Source organism: Microcoleus sp. Pol8_D6, from assembly GCF_036700965.1.
Lineage (GTDB): Bacteria > Cyanobacteriota > Cyanobacteriia > Cyanobacteriales > Microcoleaceae > Microcoleus.
On the sequence record NZ_JAUBPW010000011.1, the window covers coordinates 58,174 to 76,849 of the forward strand.

Below are 18,676 nucleotides of genomic sequence, written 5' to 3' on the forward strand. Positions count from 1 at the left end.
ATGTCACTGTACGCAAGAACCAAACTGCTATAGTCATCAGTCATTCCAAATCTCAAATATAAAATATAAAATATAAAATGGTATGACATCTGTTTTTGAGTCAACTTTAAGGCGTGCTTGTTTAAAAATTCTTTTAGTAGAAGACTCTGCAGAAGATGCAGAACTCATTCAAGAACTGCTGTCTGACCGCCAACTAGGACAATCAATTGATGTCACCAGTGTAGTCCGCCTCCGGGAAGCGATAGAAATTTTAAGCGACAAAATTTTTGATGTAATTTTATTAGATCTTTCACTTCCTGACAGCCCAAAATTTAATACTTTTTTCCGACTTCAAGATTGCGGTATAAATACTCCGATTGTCATTCTGACAGCCGCCGATGACGAAGAACTGGCTGTCGAGCTAATTGCCGCCGGCGCCCAAGATTATCTGGTGAAAAGACAGGTAGACAGCCGGCTGCTGGTACGGACGCTCAGGTGCGCGATCGCCCGCCAGAAACGGCAAGCAGAATGGCAAAAAAGTCAAGAAAAATACCAGCAGGTTGTTGGCAATATCAAAGAAGTCGTTTTTGAAACGAATACTGTTGGAAATTGGACTTTTCTCAATCCGGCTTGGACGGAAATTACCGGATTTACCGTTGATGAAAGCTTAGGAACTTCCTGTTTGAGTTACATTCATTCTGAGGATCAACACCAATATTTAAATTCGTTTAGAGGTCGGAGACCAAACCAACAAATATCCTGTTGTTATCAAAGCCGATATGTTACCAAAAATGGGGAAATTCGGTGGGTGGAAGTGCAAGAATTTTTTATTTTTGGCAGGAACGGCGAAGCGCAGGGGACGACAGGAACTATCAATGATATTACAGATAAGATTTTAGCACTTTCCGAACTAGAAGCTAGTAAAAAGTTTTTGAATTATACAATCGATGCAGTTGCAGACCCACTTTTTGTCAAGGATGAACAGCACCGCTGGATACTGTTAAATGATGCTTTTTGCAAGCTGATCGGGAAGCAGCGCGAGGAACTGCTGGGCAAATCGGATTATGACTTTTTCCCAAAACAAGAAGCTGAGATTTTTTGGCATACTGACCAACAAGTGTTTAGGACGGGGAAAGAAAACGAGAGTGAGGAAATATTTACTGACGCCCACGGTGCAAAACATATTCTGTCTACTAAAAAAACAGTCTTTGAAAATACCGACGGCAGTAAAATTCTCGTCGGGATAATTCGAGATCTCACTGAGGATAGGCGCAAACAATTAGCCCAGCAAGAAAGCGAAGCTAGACTGCGGCAACTTGCTGCCAATTTACCGGGAATAATTTATCAATTTCGTCTCTCAACCGACCGCAAAAAAAGTTTTCCTTATATTTCGTCGGGCAGCCGCGATTTATATGAATTGGAACCAGAAATTATTCAGCAGAATCCTCAATTACTTTTTGATTTGATTCATCCAGATGACCGTCAAAAATTTGAAGAATCTATTGCTGTTTCTGTGGCAAATATGCAGCCCTGGCAGCAGGAATGGCGCACCATTGTACCGTCGGGAAAACTTAAGTGGATGCAAGGCGGTTCGTCGAGACCGGAACGAGTTGATTGTCCCACAGAAATAGGGCAGGAAGGGGATATAGTTTGGGAAGGCATGGTGCTAGATATTACTGATTTAAAACAGGCCGAGGCAGCTTTGCGGGAGAGCGAAGCCAGATTTCGATCGCTCGTTGAGAATATCCCAGGCGCTATCTGCCGCAGCTTGTACGATGCTGAGTGGACGATGGTATTTATTAGTGATGAAATTGAGGTCATTAGTGGGTATCCTGCTGGGGATTTTACTGGCAACAACAGCTTGAGTTTTGCCAGCATTGTCCATGAGGCAGACAAGGAAATGGTCGATCGACAAATCAGCGCAGCAGTAGAGTCGAAACAGCCGTACAATCTAGAATACCGGATTGTTCGCGATGACGGGACGGTGCGGTGGATGTCGGAAAGAGGTAGGCCAACTTACAATCTAGAAGGGCTTGTTTTGTGGCTCGACAGAGCGATTTTTGATATTACCGATCGCAAACAAGCCGAAATGACTCTGTGCCTGGTAACTCAAGCTGTAGACAGCGCTAGTGATGCGATCGCGATCGCCGATTTGGATGGTTATTCCGTTTATCACAATCAAGCATTTATTCAGCGCTACGGCTATACAGTTGATGAACTAAATAATGCCGGAGGCCCAGCAGTAATGTACCCCAAATCTCAAGATTTGAGAAAGTTATTTAGGGTACTGCGGAAAGGTTTTTCTTGGGAAAGTGAAATTGAAGTTAAGAGTAAAAATGGCAATATTATAGAAACTTTCTTGCGAGCCAACTGCATTAAAGATAGCGCTAGTCAACCGATAGGAATGATAGCCATAATTGCTGACCTCACAGAAATAAAACGCACCGAATCGGCATTAAAACTCAGTCAAGAGCGATTGCAGTTGGCGGTTTCAGGCAGCTCTTTGGGGCTGTGGGATTGGAATATAGCTACTGGCGAAACTTATTTCGACTTTTATTGGAAATCAATGCTAGGCTATGCAGAAACCGAAATTGAAAATAACCTCAAAGGTTGGGAAAGTTTGGTGCATCCCGAAGACCGAGTGAAGGTAATGGAATGTTTAAATGCCTATGTGGAAGGTGAGACTGATATTTATGAATTTGAATTTCGGATGCTCAACAAAGCGGGCAATTGGCAGTGGATTCTGGCGATGGGCAAGGTAGTTGAGTACGACGAATGGGGTGCGCCGTTGCGGATAACAGGCACTCACAAAGATATTAGTGCCCGCGTTGCAGCAGAAGCCGAAAAAACTCAGTTGATCGCATCTTTGCAACAACTTGCCGAACAGTTGCAAGCAGCGCAAAAAATAGCCCGCATCGGCAATTGGGAATTCGATAGGGAGGCAGGAGTTATTACTTGGTCGGAAGAACTGTTTCGAGTTTACGGCCGAGAAGTGAATCGGCCGCCGACAATGGAAGAACTTTTAGAGCAAATTCATCCCGATGACAAAGAAAGGTTTTCAGAAGTTGTGCAAAACGCAGTGACTGAAGGGACAGCTTACGACATCGACCACCGCATCTATGTTCCATCAGGAGAAATCAGGCACGTTAACGCTAAAGGACAATCTGTTAAAAATGAGTTGGGTCAGGTGGTGCGGCTGTTTGGCACGGCAATGGACATTAGCCATCGCAAAAAAGCAGAAATTGCTTTACAAGAAAGCGAACAGCGATTTCGCGCTGTATTTGAACAAGCGGCTATCGGCATTGTGAAAGTGTGGCCAGACGGTCAATTTTTGAATGCCAATCAAGGGTTTTGCAATATTGTCGGATACTCAGAATTGGAGCTGAAATCACGAAATGTTGGGGATATTTCTCACCCAGAAGATGTAGTAGCCGATGTCGAGTCGCGCGACAGACTTTTAGCTGGGGAAATTTTTAATTATTCCCTTGAAAAACGCTTTATTCGCAAAGATGGTTCATTTGTTTGGACTAATATGACTGTATCTTTAGTGCGGGAGGGGTTTGGGGAACCTAGCTATGTAATTGGTGTGATTGAAGATATTAGCACTCGCAAACTTGCCGAGGCTATATTGCGCCAGCAATTAAAGCGAGAACGCCTGGTGGTAGGAATACTGGAACGCATTCGCTCTTCTCTCAATTTAGCAGAAATTTTGACAAAAACTGTTGCTGAAGTACGGCAATTTTTACAGACAGATCGGACTATTATTTATCAGTTTAATCCCGATTGGAGCGGTTTTGTAAATGTCGAGTCGGTGGGCAAAAATTGGCTGGCTATTCAGGGAATAACTATTGACGATTCCTGCTTTGAAGACAGCTATGCTTCTGCTTACGAACAAGGTCGTACTGTAGCTGTGGATGATATTTACCAAGCTGATCTTTCCGAGTGCTACATTAATTTATTAAGTCAATTTCAGGTGCGAGCTAATTTGGTAGTGCCAGTTTTGCAAGGCGAGAAGTTGTGGGGGCTATTGATTGCTCACGAGTGTGCGGGCCCCCGTCACTGGCTGGAAATTGAGGTCGAGTGTCTCAAACAAATTAGCGTGCAGTTGGCGATCGCGATCCAGCAATCAATGCTGTTTGAGCAAGCACAAAGTGAAATTGCCGATCGCAAACAAGCCGAGTCAGCTTTGCAGGAATCGGAAGCGCGAGAACGTTCAAAAGCGCTAGAGTTAGAAACCGCTATTAACAAACTCCGAACGACTCAAGCTCAGCTCGTTCAAAATGAAAAAATGGTGAGCTTGGGTCAGTTAGTTGCTGGTGTTGCTCACGAAATTAATAACCCTGTTAGCTTTATTCACGGCAATCTCAATCCGGCTCGCAATTACACTTTAGATTTGCTGGAATTGATTAAAGTTTACCAGCATTACTGTCCTCATCCTCCCGCCCAAGTCTTGCAGAAAATTGAGGAAATAGACTTGGATTATATTGCTGAGGATTTCCCGAAATTGTTTAATTCGATGCAAGTAGGAACCGAGCGAATTGTCGAGATCGTGAAATCGTTGCGTAATTTTTCCCGATTGGACGAGTCCGCAGGGAAGTCGGTTAACATTCACGAGGGAATTGATAGCACTTTGATGATTTTGCAAAATCGGTTAAAATCTCACAGCAGTCCAGGAGAAATTCTGATAGTTAAAGATTACCAAATATTGCCACAAATTGAATGTTTTCCGGGCGAGTTAAATCAGGTATTTATGAATATTTTAATTAATGCGATCGATGCTTTGGAAGAACGGGACAAGCAGCGTTCGATCGAGGAGTGCGATCAGCATCCCAGCACGATCACTATTTGCAGTTATCAGGCTGGTGCGGGCTTCGTAGCAGTATCGATTGCGGACAACGGGCGGGGGATGCCGGAGTCAGTGCGATCGAGGCTGTTTGACCCGTTTTTCACGACTAAACCTGTGGGCAAGGGCACGGGTTTGGGATTGTCGATTTCTCACTCGATTATCGTCGATCGCCACGGCGGCAGATTGAGCTGTATTTCGACACCGGGCGAGGGAGCGGAGTTTTTGATTGAAATTCCAGTGCGGCCGAATTTAGCTGGTAGAAATTCAAATTTGGGGCAATAAATTAGCAATTGGTAATTGGAAATTGGGAAGCGGAAATGGGTAATATCTCACATCTTGCACCATCCTTAAGAACAGGCAAGATGCCTGTTCCACAAGAAAATTCACTCTTTGTGGAACAGGCATCTTGCCTGTTCCTAAACAAGTAATTGAGAATGGTGCAACATCTCAGTAATATCAAATACCGTAGCATCGGAATTCTACCCTGAAAGCGAGCATTATCCTTGCTCCGGGTCACTGGATCGCATCCCGCTCGCACTGCCATCGGAAAATTATTATTCCAATGGAAAGGTCAACAATATGAGTTATTAATTATGAATTATGAGTAAAAAAATAAACACGATATTACTAATTATAATTTACTAATTACCTTGAATTATTACATAAAAATCGGAGAAGATTCCGAGTTACTGCTGGCGTGACAAATGCGATTTTTGCCTTCGGTTTTGGCTTGAAAAAGGGCGCTGTCAGCGCTGCGAATTAGGGTGTGGGGAGATTCTTGGGCAGAAGGAATCGCTGTCGCAATGCCGCAACTGAGAGTAACGTAGGGGCAGATCGACGATCGCGCGTGGGGCAGTTTCAAGCTGGCGATGCCATCGCAAATTTTCCGGGCGACAGCGTTTGCCCCTTCGGCGCTGGTGTTGGGCAGCACTAGGGCAAATTCTTCGCCACCGTAGCGGGCAGTCAAATCCCCAGCCCGGTTGGTGGCGCTGGCGATCGCCCCCGCCACTTGGCGCAAACAATCGTCCCCGCCGAGATGCCCATAAAACTCGTTGTAAAGTTTAAAAAAGTCGATGTCAAACATAATTAAAGACAGCGGCAGTTCCTCTCTTGCCAATCTACGCCACTCTAAGCTCAAAACGCGATCGAACTGGCGACGATTGGCAATGCCAGTCAGTCCGTCAGTAGTTGCCAGTTGCTGCAATTTTTGATTGGCTATTGCTAGCTTGCGGTAAAGTTGAGATTGCTCGATCGCGATCGCCACTTGATTTGCCAAGTGCTGTAAAAAATCTATTTCCCACTGCTGCCATTCCCTGACACCGCTACAATTGTATGCTGTCAGCATTCCCCACAAACTATTGCCATTTTCTGCGATCGAATCCGGCAAATTTTTACCCTGCGCCTGCGGTTTGCCACTCGCGTGGTGCCAGATATAATTTTCCGCTGCATCTTGATTGTTCTCGACTTCCCAAACAGTTGCTTCTTGTGTTTCTTTTGCTGTTTCCCAGTCGCCTGATTGCCAAATTGGCACGCTGATAACTGCTGCAATTTCACAATCTGTCAACAATTCTTTGCAACTGCCAGCCAAGGGGGCCGTGTTAACATCTGCTATTGCTTGTACCGACTGGGATTCGACTAAAACAAAGCATGACACCGCCAAAGCAGCATTAATATTTTGGTTTTCAATATAACCTTCTGGCAAACCGTCACCTGCGATGATCGCACCTTTTTGCTCTTCCCCGTCCAATTGAGACACCCAATCCTGACAGCGATAAATTAAAACGCGGTCTGTTTGGAGAAATTGGCGCACTTCTGCAACGGTACTTTGGAGAATGCTTGCCGGATCTATTGACGATCGAATATGTTCGATCATTTTGCCCAACAGCCGCTGTCGCAGAGCCTGCTGCCGCAATTGTTCTTCGATTTCCTGGCGTTCGATCGCGTAATGGATTGCCCGCACCAGCAGAGTTCGGTGAAATCTTCCCTTTACCAAACAATCTTGAGCGCCCCAGCGCAATACTGACCGGGCAATATTTTCATCGTTGATATCTGTTAGCACCACAATTGGCAATGTGGGCCATCGCCCTTTCAAAACTGCGATCGCCTCGCTTCCCTTCAAGCTGTCTGACAGTGACAAATCTAATAGTACGGCGTCAAACTTGTCTACTTCCAGACGCCCAACTCCTATCTCCAGAGACTTAACAGTTTGGAGAAGAAATAGAGACTCGCTGAATGACCCTAGAAGGTCTTCGATCATTGTCGGATCTCCGAGGTCATCCTCAACCAACAAAATTTTCAGACATTGGTTACGTGTTAACACAACTATAGCGTTCGGAGCGAGTCGAAGGCAACTTTTTTGTTTTGATAGCGATACTTGCGATCGGCAAATATTTCAGCTTATCAAATTCACTATACACTCAAACTAGGCATTTAGCGCTCCATTAAAGCTCACATATCTGGTGGGAGTGAAACGATCTCAAACCAATACTCACATAAAGTCTTCATGACTTCCAGCAATCCTTCAAAAGTTACTGGTTTGGATATGAAAGAATTTGCTCCCAAGCGGTAGCAAAGTAAGACATCTCCTCTGCGGTGGGAAGTTGTGAGCATTACAACCGGAATTTGTTGCAAATGGGGGTCAGCTCTGATCAAAATTAGTGTTTCTCGCCCGTCCAGCCTCGGCATATTCAGATCCAAAAGTATCAAATCTGGCTGATGCCAATTGCTGGTACCAAGATATTGACCGCGACGGTACAAGTAGTCTAGCACTTGTTCTCCATTTTCCACAAATTCGCTCGTAATTGCTAATGAAAGTTCTCGCAGTGCTTCCTTTACTAAAAAGCGCGTGTCCTCGTCATCGTTTGCTATTAAAAGAGTAAATTTTTTCTTTTGATAATTCACGGCTTTGTCTCACTACGAATGTCTTTTGTGAGGTTGCGGGACTTTGAGCCGTGTCTGAGTACCTGCAAAGAATCTCTTCCCATCATCCGGTAAATCTGGCTGAGAACACTGAAATTGTGTTGCAGTAATTTACCGTTTTTCTCTATTTGCAAAGGTTTGCGAATCATGCTTGTTTCACTTGGCAGTCTGTCCGAGAACCTGCAAACTGCCAACACATCACAAATCCTTCTGGGCGAACTACTAGGGAAACTATTGCATCCCAAAGCAAGATGCTCTGGATACACTTGAAAAAAATTAACAAGTCTTGCGCGCACCGCTGATTTATAAGTTGTGTAAGGATAGAGCTAATAGATTTATATTGATAGATTTATAGCTCGATGTCATCAGTGAATATGCTACACTTTATAAGCATTTTTGTAAAGGACAGATAAAGATATTTAAAGCTTAAGTAAAGGACGGCTGACAATCAAGCAATTTGCTCACAAGCCTCCGGATTCATCCCTGGGGTCGCTTTCTTAAAATCTCAAATCTCAAATCTCAAATCTCAAATCGATTGACTGATTCAGGCGGACTGCTGACTTCACTTTGGTATAGGAATAGAAAAATAAAAAGTCGAGCCTCGATTGGGTTCTGATTCTACCCACAGGTTGCCGCCATGCCGATCGACAATTCTTTGACAAATCGCTAAACCGATACCGGTTCCCGAATACTGTTTTTGGGTGTGCAAGCGCTGAAAAATCTGAAAAATTCGCGGATGGTGCTGTGAGGCAATCCCAATACCATTATCCTGCACGGAAAACACCCAGCTATCCCCCTGACGCGAAGCGTCCACCTGCACCACCGGCGCCTCACTGCTGCGGTACTTAATGGCGTTACCAATTAAATTTTGAAACAGTTGCAGCAGTTGAAAACAGTCACCTGTTACCCTTGGCAAATCCCCCCTAGTAACAGAAGCTTGATTCTCGCGGATAGCCAACTGCAAATTAGCACAAGCATCCTCAAAAACCAGATTGCAATCTATGACATCAAAAGGTTTCTGACTGCGACCGACCCGCGAATACTCCAGCAAGTCATCAATCAGCGCCTGCATCCGCCCGCAAGAATTAACAATATTGCGGATAAATTTATTTCCTTGGGCATCAAGTTGGTTGGAAGAGCGTTTTTCTAATAGTTGAGCGTAGCCAGCAATCGTGCTCAAAGGCGCTTGCAAATCGTGAGAAGCCACGTAAGCAAACTGTTCTAGTTCGGCATTAGAACGAGTTAATTCTTGAGCGTAGCGGGTTTGAGTCTCTAAACTCTCTTGCAGCAATTCTTGTACCAGCTTGCGTTCGGAAATATCCTCGATCGCACAAATCAAATACTGCAGCGTCCCCTTGACATCGCGCATTGCCGAAACAGTAACATTTGCCCAGCGCACAGCTTCATCTTTGCATACCAAACGCTTTTCCACAGAAAAAGTTTGAATCTTCCCGGATAACAGCGAGCGCAGGTATTCTCGGTCCGCTTCTCTGTCATCTGGGTGAGTAATTGCCTCCCAATTTTGCTGTAACAATTCGGATTGTGCATAGCGGACAATTTGACAAAAGCCAGGATTTACCCGCATAAATTTACCACAAAGTGCGGTTTTAGCTATGCCTACCGCAGCTTGCTCGAATATCGCGCGGAAGCGTTCTTCGCTGTCTCGTAGGGCAATTTCTGCTCGTTTGCGATCGGTAATATTGCGAAATGTTACTGCCAGACCGTCGTTTAATTTCACAGCCACAATGTGCAGCCAAACAATAGTATCTCGCTCCTGTTCGTAATAAAATTCTTGGTCTAGAGTTTCTCCTGTTTCTACTACAGAGATATACAAATCAAATAACCCGTTATTGCTAACTTGGGAAACTTTGGCTAACAAATTCTTGCCAACTATGTCATGTAATAGCAGACCATAAAATTTTTCAGCGGCCGGGTTGATCAAGAGCCACTGGAAATCTACAATATTTCCCTCACTGTTGCGGACTGCAGAATAAGCCACCACACAGTCTAAGGAACTATTTAATATGCTAGCAAGCAGCGACTGTGACTGTTGCAGTTGATAATTTTGTTCTTTTAATTGCTGTTGCAGTTTTTGCAAGCGGACTTGCTTGTCGATGCGTGCTAAAACTTCTTCAACTTGAAATGGTTTAGTAATATAGTCAGAACCTCCTACTCGAAAAGCTTGTAATTTATCGTTCATTTCATCTAATACGCTTAAAAAAATTACCGGAATTTGTTCAGTTTCTGGTGTCGCTTTCAGTCTCCGACAAACTTCATAACCGTTCATTTCTGGCATTCTAATGTCGAGCAAAATTAAATCCGGGCAATGGGCGATCGCAACATTCAACGCCAGTTGACCGCTAATAGCTCGGTAAACTTGATAGCCCTGGGATATTAGCAGTTTGGATAAGAACCGCAGATTGCTTGGTTGGTCATCAACCACCAATACTTTAATTTCGCTATTATCCATTTATTTTAAACTCGATTGAGTTAAATCCATTATCTTGTCGAGTCGGTAATCGGCAAGCAAATCTTTTAAAGCCTCAGCTAAGGTTGGATGACTTTCCCAGATGCGATCGACAAGTTGAATCGCCAGCTCTTCATTAACATCATTAGCTGCGTCATGGAGTTCCTTCACCCAGCTTTGAGGCATCTGAGCCAGCAGCCCTCCGAAAAATGAATCGGGTTTTTCGTTCACGCAATAACGCCGTAAAGCCCCAACTGGGAGCCGGGGCAACTCTTGATAAAGATAGCGCACTCCCAAGTAGTAAGCCATCTTATCAAAGAGGATTTGTTCTTGAAAAGGTTTCCGCACAAAATCGTCGCAACCTGCGGCGATAATTTCGCCTTTTCTTTCCTCAAAAGTGCTAGCAGTCAGAGCAATAATTACAGTTCGTCGCTGACTTTGTTTCTCTTTAGCTCTAATTTGTCTGACAGTTTCAAAACCGTCCATTACTGGCATTCGCGTATCCAGCCAAATTAAATGAGGCTGCCAACTTTCCCAAATTTCAACCGCTTGGTAGCCATTTTCCGCTTCTCGGACTTCAAAACCAATTGGTTGCAACACTTTAACCAGCAGGAGCCGATTGTCTTGATTGTCGTCAACTGCTAAAATCCGATAAACCGGTTGATCTGCTTCTAGTGCGATCACCCGCTGCAATGTCGCCATTGTTATTTCAGACGAAATAGCGGCAAATACTCGGATATTAAATTTAAAACTTGTTCCCTCACCTAAAACACTTTTTACTCCAATATCCCCACCCATTATCTGCACGTATTTTTTAGTAATTGTCAAACCCAACCCTGTACCATCAGCCGCTTTTCTCCCCGCTTGTGTTTGGACGAAAGCATCAAATAAAGTATCAATTTCTGCTGCTGCTATGCCAATTCCCGTGTCTTCAACTTCAAACAAAATTAACAATGGCTCCACTGAGGTAGAGTTAGGATGGCTTTCAGATGCTGCCGGCTGTTGCTGGTTGCTTTCCACGCTCACGCGCAGCCAAATACGGCCCCCGTCCTCAGTAAATTTCATGGCATTTGCCAGCAGGTTAATTAAGCAAACGCGCAGCTTTTTTTCGTCAGTTTTTATATATTGGGGAACATTAGCCTCGACCGAAAATCTCAGTTGCATTTTTTTTGTTTCAGCTTTGATTTGAAACATTTCTTCGAGAGTGTCGAGGAGTTGATAGAGGTCAAAGCTGCGTTGATCTAAGCCAATTATCCCTGCTTCTATTTTCGACAAGTCTAAAACATCGTTAATTAGTTCCAGCAAATGTTGACCGCTGCGGTTAATAATTCGGAGATTTTCGAGATTTTCGTGGCTGAGCAAAGAGTCGCGGCTCATGACTTGGGTAAAACCAAGGATGGCGTTCAGGGGAGTCCGCAATTCGTGGCTCATGTTGGCAACGAATTGACTTTTTGCGAGCGATGCAGCGGCCGCTGCTTCTTCGGCTTTTTTGCGTTCTATTATTTCTTCTTGCAGTTCTTTATTGCGATCGAGCAATTGTTTTTTTAGCCTCTGGATAGTCAGTTGGTGTTCGATTCGCGCTAAAACTTCTGCTACATGAAACGGTTTTGTGACATAATCTACCCCTCCCACTTGAAAGGCGGTTAGTTTGTCCAATACTTCATCTAAAGCGCTGATAAAAATAACTGGAATTTCGGATGTCTTAGAATCTTCCTTGAGCTGGGTGCAGACTTCGTAGCCGTCCATTTCCGGCATTTTGATGTCGAGCAAAATTAAATCGGGACAACCAGAGCGCGCGGCCCTGATTGCCATTTTGCCGTTAATTACGCCGCGGACTTTGTAGCCCCGATCGCACAGTGTTGCTGATAAAACTTGCAAATTTTCTGGAGTATCGTCAACAATTAATATGTTGCCTTTATTTTCTTCTATTTGATTGTTGGTCATCGCTGGCTATTTTTTGTTAATTTAAGAAGTGTTGAAATTAGAAAAACTTGTTAAATAGTCACTATAGCACTCCCTCTTCAATCAACTGCTTTGATATTTACATAACTTATCGTAGTTGAGATTTTAGATTTGATATGTGAGATTAAAGAATTGGGAATGACTGATGATTAGCAGGGTGTGGAGCTTGGCTACAGGTAAATTAGTCTATCGCCCGCAGGCGAGTTTACAAATAGGCGATCGACCTACACGATCAATAATCCTGAACCTGCCCCTATTATCCCTTCTTCTTTCATCCTTCAACAATTTCTAAACTCATCAATCAAATCGATAATCCGATCGCACCGGAAGTTATTCGCCAAATCGGCGATCGCGCTGCGGAAACTAGAATTAATAGGAGGAATCGACAACAACAGCCGAAAAATCTCCTCGTTATCAACCGCATCTGCCGCAGAATATAATTCATCAACCCATTCAGCAGGCATAGCTTCCAAAAATGAAGTATTGAGCGTAAAAGCCAAATCAGCCGTTTCAGTTACCGTGGAAACCTCCGCGGACACCGCAGCATCAGAACTTAGCGAAGCTTCTCGATCATAAACATAGCGGACTCCCAGATACTTAGCCATCTTTTCCAGAATCACTTGCTCCCGAAAAGGCTTCGCTACAAAATCATCGCAACCAGCAGACAAAATCAGAGATCGCTCCTCATCAAAAGCACTTGCAGTCAGAGCAATAATCACCGTTGCTTGACCTTTCAAATGCGCTTTAATCTGTTTAGTAGCTTCGTAACCATCCATCACCGGCATCCGCATATCCATCCAAATCAAATGAGGTTCCCAACTCGACCACATTTCCACAGCTTGAACGCCATTTTCAGCTTCCTGCACCGCAAAGCCAAGGGATGTCAGCATTCTGACCAACAGCAAGCGGCTTTCCAGGCGATCATCAACAGCTAAAATCCGGTATTCTGGCTGTCCGGGTTCCAGACCCACCACTCGGCGAGCTGTTTGAGCCACCTGAATTTCCACGGCATTAGGGAGCGAAACTTTAACATCAAATCTAAAAATGCTGCCGCGACCGAGGGTGCTTGTTACCGTCATCTTCCCTCCCATTAACTGCACAAACTGTTTGCTGATTGGCAAGCCCAAACCTGTTCCTTCTTGAGCTTTTTTGCCGCTTTCTGTTTGCGCGAAAGGTTTAAACAAATTGTTCATTTCTTCGGCAGAAATTCCTGAACCAGTGTCTTCCACTTCAAATAGCAAAGAGCAATTCTCACTTGGCGAAATTCCTGGGGAAGTTTTATTTTTTACCAGTTCATGCTTGAGTCTCAAATTAACACCACCTTCCGCAGTAAATTTAATAGCATTTCCCACTACATTTATCAATACTTGTCGCAACTTACTTTCGTCAGTTTCTATATATTGAGGTAGATCTGCTGGGCAATCAAAAATTAACTGCAACCCTTTTTTTTCCGCTTGCAGCTTCAGCATATTTTCAGTATTTTTTAGCATTTTGTGCAAGTTGAAGGTGCTGTTATTAAGTGTCACCAGCCCAACTTCAATTTTTGACATTTGCAGAATATTGTTGATTAGAACGAGCAAATGTTCCCCGCTCTGGATAATAATTCCTAAGTATTGCTGTTGGTCGGCACCGAGGTCTGGGTCGCGGGCCAGCAGTTGGCTGAAACCGAGAATTGCGTTGAGGGGAGTTCGCAATTCGTGGCTCATATTCGAGAGAAATTCGCTTTTTGCCCTGTTCGCTCTGTCGGCTTCTTCTTTGGCTTTTTGCAGGACTATTTCAGCTTGTTTACGTTCAGTAATATCGCTAGCAGTGCCTGTTGTGCCGATGATATTTCCTTCAGCGTCCATGCGCGCGATCGCCTTCGTATTTACATCAATCTTTCTGCCGTCTTTTCCTAATACTATGTTTTCGTACTGAAACACAGTTTTGCCCGTCAGCAAGCGCTGCTGAAGTTCCCATTTCCAGTCTATTTCTCCTGGGGCTAAGAAATCGCTAAAAGAACAGCCTAGCATTTCTTCAGGCTCGTAACCGTAGATTTGTTTAACTGCTTGGTTCACAAAAGTAAGGTGTCCTTCAGCATCGCAAGACCAGATAATATCTTGGGAAGTTTCAACTAAATGACGGTATTTTTCTTCGCTCTCTGCTAGGGCTATTTCTGCCCGCTTGCGGGGGGTAATGTCCATCAACGTTGTGAATAGTTTTGTCACTTTACCTTGTTGATTGACAACTGCTTCTCCTCTGGCTTCGATGTAGCGGATGAAGCCGGCTTCACTTGTTTGTGACTGGCAATTATCCGCACCCCTTGTCGGTTCCAGCCGCAGGATTCGATATTCCAAACTGTAGGATTGCCCATTAGCAATAGCAGCGTCGATCGTTGTTTGCCACTTTTGTCGATCGTCCGGATGCACGTATTGCGAAAACTCAGTTAGTGTTGGCGCAGGTTGGGTTGGCTCGATCCCAAAAATCCGAGATAACTCTTCCGACCAAGTAGTTGTGTTGGCAGAGAAATCGCATTCCCAATTACCCACACGGGCGATTCTTTGCGCTGCTGCTAAAGAAGCCGCTACAGATCGGAGTTTTTCTTCGGCTAATTTGCGATCGCTAATATCTTGAATCACAGAAATCACGCAGGTTTCGCCATGAATGTCAATGATTTCTGCTGACAGCAGCCCGGTTCTGAGTCCCCCTGTTTTAGTGCGAAAATCAAATTCATAGTTGAGAACAATTTTTTTTTCGTCTAACATTTTAAACAACTCAGCGCGGGCTTGTATATTTTGCCAAAGATTCAAATCAAGCGCCGTGCGATCGAGGATTTCTGCGGCAGAATAACCGATTGTCTGGCAAAAAGCCTCATTAATTTCTAAATAACGACCGTCATTAAGTCGGGTAATAGTAATCGGGTTGGGAGAAGAACGAAAAGCTTTAGCAAACTTTTCCTCAGACAAGCGCAGTTGTGCAGTCCGCTCCTCGACTAAAGTTTCCAATTCTTGATTTAGCTTTTGGAGTTGAGTATTTTGTTGGGCTAATTGCTTCTCCCTAAAATAGCTATTAATCGCTTCTTTTACCGTCAACTTCAAATCTTCTGACTGCCAAGGTTTCGATATGTATCGGTACAATTTAGCATATTTAATAGTATTCGCCACTGCTTCTAGGTCTGCTTGCCCTGTCAGCATGATTTTGATAGTTTTTGGCGATATTCTGTGAATCTGCTTCAGTAATTCGTCCCCTTTGATATTCGGCATCAGATAGTCGGAAATCACTGCTACGATTTCGCAGCCATCTGCCAGTAATTCCTCGATTAACTCTAAAGCATCTTCACCGCCTTCAGCGGTTTCTAATAAGTGTTCTTCCCCCAGGGTTTTTTTTAACTCAATTTTCAAACTTTCAAGAATTATCGGTTCGTCATCCACACAAATAATCACAGGTTTATTGTTCATATTTTTGTCCAACCAGATTTTATAGTTTCTACTAATTCTTTGCGTTCCCACGGCTTGTACAAACAACGGTGCAAGTTTGCTTGCTCTTTCACCCGTGCTATTGCTACTTCGTCTGCTTGCCCGGTCAGCATAACTTTCACAATTTTAGGATATTTTTGGTGAACCATAATCAAAAAATCATCTCCTTTAATCCCTGGCATTAACCAGTCAGATACTATGACTAAAATATCACTTTCATCTTCTTTTTGAATTTCCTCCATAATTTCCAGAGCTTCCTCTGCATTTTCTGCTACTTCATAGAGGTAAGCATCCCCAAATTCTTTTTTAAGTTGAATTTTTAAACTATTTAAGACTACAACTTCATCGTCAACGCACAAAATTACTGGTTTAGACATAAAACTTTACTTCTATTAAATTTTAACAATTGGGGCATTTCCCTCTTTTTTTTATTGCTATCAAGGGATTCCGACGGGCAAGAATATAGTAAATTTTGTTTGACCAGGCACGCTTTCTACTTGCAGTTCACCTTGGTGTTTTTCTAGAATTTTTTGAACTATATCTAATCCCAAACCGCTACCTTCCCCTGGAGGTTTAGTTGTGAAAAACGGCTCAAAAATTCTCGGCATAATCTCTGGAGGAATGCCGGGACCACTGTCGGTAATACTGACTGATATTGCGTTCGCTTGGTGTTTGACATCAATTTTTAACACGCCTTTATTGCCCATCGCTTGTAAAGCATTGTGAACTAAATTTGTCCAAACTTGACTGAGTTCATCAGGATAGCATAGCACAGAGGGCAAATTAGTACCATAGTTTCTGACTACTTCCACACCGTGTTTGATTTGGTAGTGGTAAAGCGTTAAAACAGTATCAATACCGTCGGTGATATTAGCGATTACTTTGGTACCCGACTGGTCGTAACGAGAGTAGCTTTTCAAAGCAAAAACGATTTTGGCTGCCCTATCTGTGGCGGTAGCAATATTTTTAGTGCTTTTTTGTACTGTAGCAAATTGGTAGGCGGTTTGTACAATATTTCGACTTTGGCTGTCTTTCAACAAAGGTAAAAAAGGTTCTACATTATTGCCGATGCCGATATCTAATAAAGTACAGGCAAGACTGGCAGCGTCGTCAATCTTTTCTGATTCTAATTGCCCCTGCAAAAGTTTTTTTAACTGACGTTTTTCTTTACTAGATAATGTATCTGTTTCTTGGCTGGACTTGTGTAGCAAAGCCAAGAAATCCTGCCGCCGTTCCGGGGATAGTTGTTGAAAAAATATCGGCAACTGCTGCAATTGTTCCGTCCAGAAGTCGGCGATGTTCTGCACAGAAGAGCGAATCGCCCCTAAAGGAGAATTTATTTCATGAGCAACTCCGGCAATTAACTGTCCGAGGGCTGCCATTTTTTCTGATTGAATGAGTTCTTTTTGAGTCCGCTTCAGTTCTTCTAAGGTATGAGATAACTCTGCATTTTTTTTGCACAGCGCTGACTCGGCTATTTTGCGGGCATTGATGTTGCGGGCAACCCAAATGACTGCATCTTTTGAGAACAGAGAAATGCAGGCGGAAAACCAAATTTCCCGGTCACAAACTGTTAAGCTGTAGTCAAAATTGAGAGTTTGTTGTGTTTCTAACACTTGCTGAACTAACACCCACCAATCATCCGGGTTGTCGTCGTCAAAAAAATGTTCTATAGTCAAGCTGACTATATCACAATCTGGTTCAGAAGCGGCTGCCACATTCGTTGGCAAAACTTCTATGTTCCGCTGAATGTCTAGCACGAGAACGATGTCGGTCATCGCTTCAAAAACGGCGCGCACTTTCCTTTCAGAAAAGTGCAATTTTTCTTCGAGCAACTTTCTACCACTAATTTGTTGCTGCAATTCTTCGTTACTGGCTGCTAGTTGAACCGTGCGGTCTAGAACTCGCTGTTCGAGTTCGGTGTTCAGGCGGCGAACTTCAGCTTCAGCGGTAGTGCGGTCTTGTATTTCCTTTTTTAACTGACTGTTGGCATTAATTAATTCTAAAGTTCGCTGTTTGATTTGTTCTTCCAAATTATCATTTAATATTCGCAATTTTTCTTCTATTTCTGTTCTCCGCAACGCTTCTTTTTGCAATTCTTCGTTCATTTTGTTCAACTCCTGAATTTTGTCGGCAACTGTTTCCTGCAAAAGCTCGACATTTGCGTGCATTTCTACCGGATCTAAGGCCTGCAGCAGGCTAATTTCAGTCACAATTCCAGCTAAATATCCTTCCTCGTCCACCACCACCAAGCGCCGGATGCGGTGCTGCTGCATTAACTGGTGAGCCTGCCACAAGGTGGCTTTTACCTGCAACGGTATCAGCGGAAAACTCATCGCGGCGGTGACGGGAGTACCTGCGAAATCTAGTCCAGAAGCTTGGAATTTAACAATGTCGCGTTCTGTAATTATGCCCACAGGTTTCTGATTTTTGTTGTCGCTGTCAGTGCAAATGACTATGCAGCTTTTTCGCTGGGTTCTCATCTGTTTTGCGACTTCTAAAACTGAGGCGCTGCTTGAGGTAACTATTAATTGTCTAGTCATAATTTCTTCGGCACGCCACATTTTCAGCAAGTCTGCCGGTTTGAGGATTTTACGGATGCTTTCGCAGGTGATGGCGCCTAGTAAGTTCCCACCTTCGTCTAGGAGGGGTAAATGACGGATTCTTTTCGATCGCAATATGCTCAATACCTTGAAGATATTCCCCGCTTTATCGACGGAAATGGCGATCGGGTTTTCAGTCATCACCTCAGAAATTGCTACCCCTGCTAGCGGTATTTCGCTAGCAGTTATTTTCACAACATCGCGTTCTGTAAAAATTCCGAGCAATTGCTGCTCAAACGCGATTAAAATACAACTGGCACTCGCCTCAGTCATGGCAGCAATTGCGACTTTCACAGGTGTGTCTGGAGGCAGCACTGGTGGTTTGGGGTCGATCGCCTGTTCTAGCAAGCTTTGGGTATCAGAAACTATTGTTGACATGGGCAAATCAAGGGGGATAGATGCAGGCGGAACCGGCACTTAATACCATTTTAGATTTCCGATTTTA

The 18,676-nt window shown here is 43.8% G+C and carries 9 protein-coding genes; 1 reads left to right on the forward strand and 8 read right to left on the reverse strand.

The features are described 5' to 3' along the window. Positions 1 to 82: 82 nt before the first annotated feature. Positions 83 to 5,107 (forward strand): PAS domain S-box protein, encoded by a 5,025-nt coding sequence (locus QUA10_RS07020; RefSeq protein ID WP_333081959.1) that lies wholly within the window; start codon positions 83 to 85, stop codon positions 5,105 to 5,107. A 376-nt stretch (positions 5,108 to 5,483) separates the two neighbouring features. Here QUA10_RS07020 and QUA10_RS07025 read toward each other — a convergent pair whose 3' ends face one another. From QUA10_RS07025 to QUA10_RS07060, 8 genes are all read right to left on the reverse strand, one after another. Next, positions 5,484 to 7,145 carry a diguanylate cyclase domain-containing protein gene (locus QUA10_RS07025; protein WP_333081960.1) on the reverse strand — a complete coding sequence of 554 codons (1,662 nt, stop codon included), beginning with the start codon at positions 7,143 to 7,145 and terminating at the stop codon, positions 5,484 to 5,486. A 128-nt stretch (positions 7,146 to 7,273) separates the two neighbouring features. Next, entirely contained in the window at positions 7,274 to 7,726 is a 453-nt protein-coding gene (locus tag QUA10_RS07030) for a response regulator (protein ID WP_333081961.1), read from the reverse strand. Further along, the gene (locus tag QUA10_RS07035; protein WP_333081962.1) at positions 7,723 to 7,893 is read right to left on the reverse strand and encodes a hypothetical protein; all 171 of its coding nucleotides are present in this window, start codon (positions 7,891 to 7,893) and stop codon (positions 7,723 to 7,725) included. The genes QUA10_RS07030 and QUA10_RS07035 overlap by 4 nt, the downstream gene beginning before the upstream one ends. Before the next feature lie 413 nt (positions 7,894 to 8,306). After that, the gene (locus tag QUA10_RS07040) at positions 8,307 to 10,214 is read right to left on the reverse strand and encodes a PAS domain S-box protein (RefSeq protein WP_333081963.1); all 1,908 of its coding nucleotides are present in this window, start codon (positions 10,212 to 10,214) and stop codon (positions 8,307 to 8,309) included. Then, complete coding sequence (locus tag QUA10_RS07045) at positions 10,215 to 12,155, reverse strand: response regulator (RefSeq protein ID WP_333081964.1); 1,941 nt, start codon at positions 12,153 to 12,155, stop codon at positions 10,215 to 10,217. Positions 12,156 to 12,451: 296 nt separating this feature from the next. Beyond that, on the reverse strand, positions 12,452 to 15,610 hold the full coding sequence (locus tag QUA10_RS07050; protein ID WP_333081965.1) for a PAS domain S-box protein: 3,159 nt from the start codon (positions 15,608 to 15,610) through the stop codon (positions 12,452 to 12,454). Then, positions 15,607 to 16,005: a response regulator gene (locus tag QUA10_RS07055; RefSeq protein ID WP_333081966.1), complete on the reverse strand. Its 399-nt coding sequence runs from the start codon at positions 16,003 to 16,005 to the stop codon at positions 15,607 to 15,609. Before QUA10_RS07055 ends, QUA10_RS07050 begins: the two co-directional genes overlap by 4 nt. 60 nt (positions 16,006 to 16,065) lie before the next feature. Beyond that, complete coding sequence (locus QUA10_RS07060; protein ID WP_333081967.1) at positions 16,066 to 18,609, reverse strand: CBS domain-containing protein; 2,544 nt, start codon at positions 18,607 to 18,609, stop codon at positions 16,066 to 16,068. Positions 18,610 to 18,676: the final 67 nt, after the last annotated feature.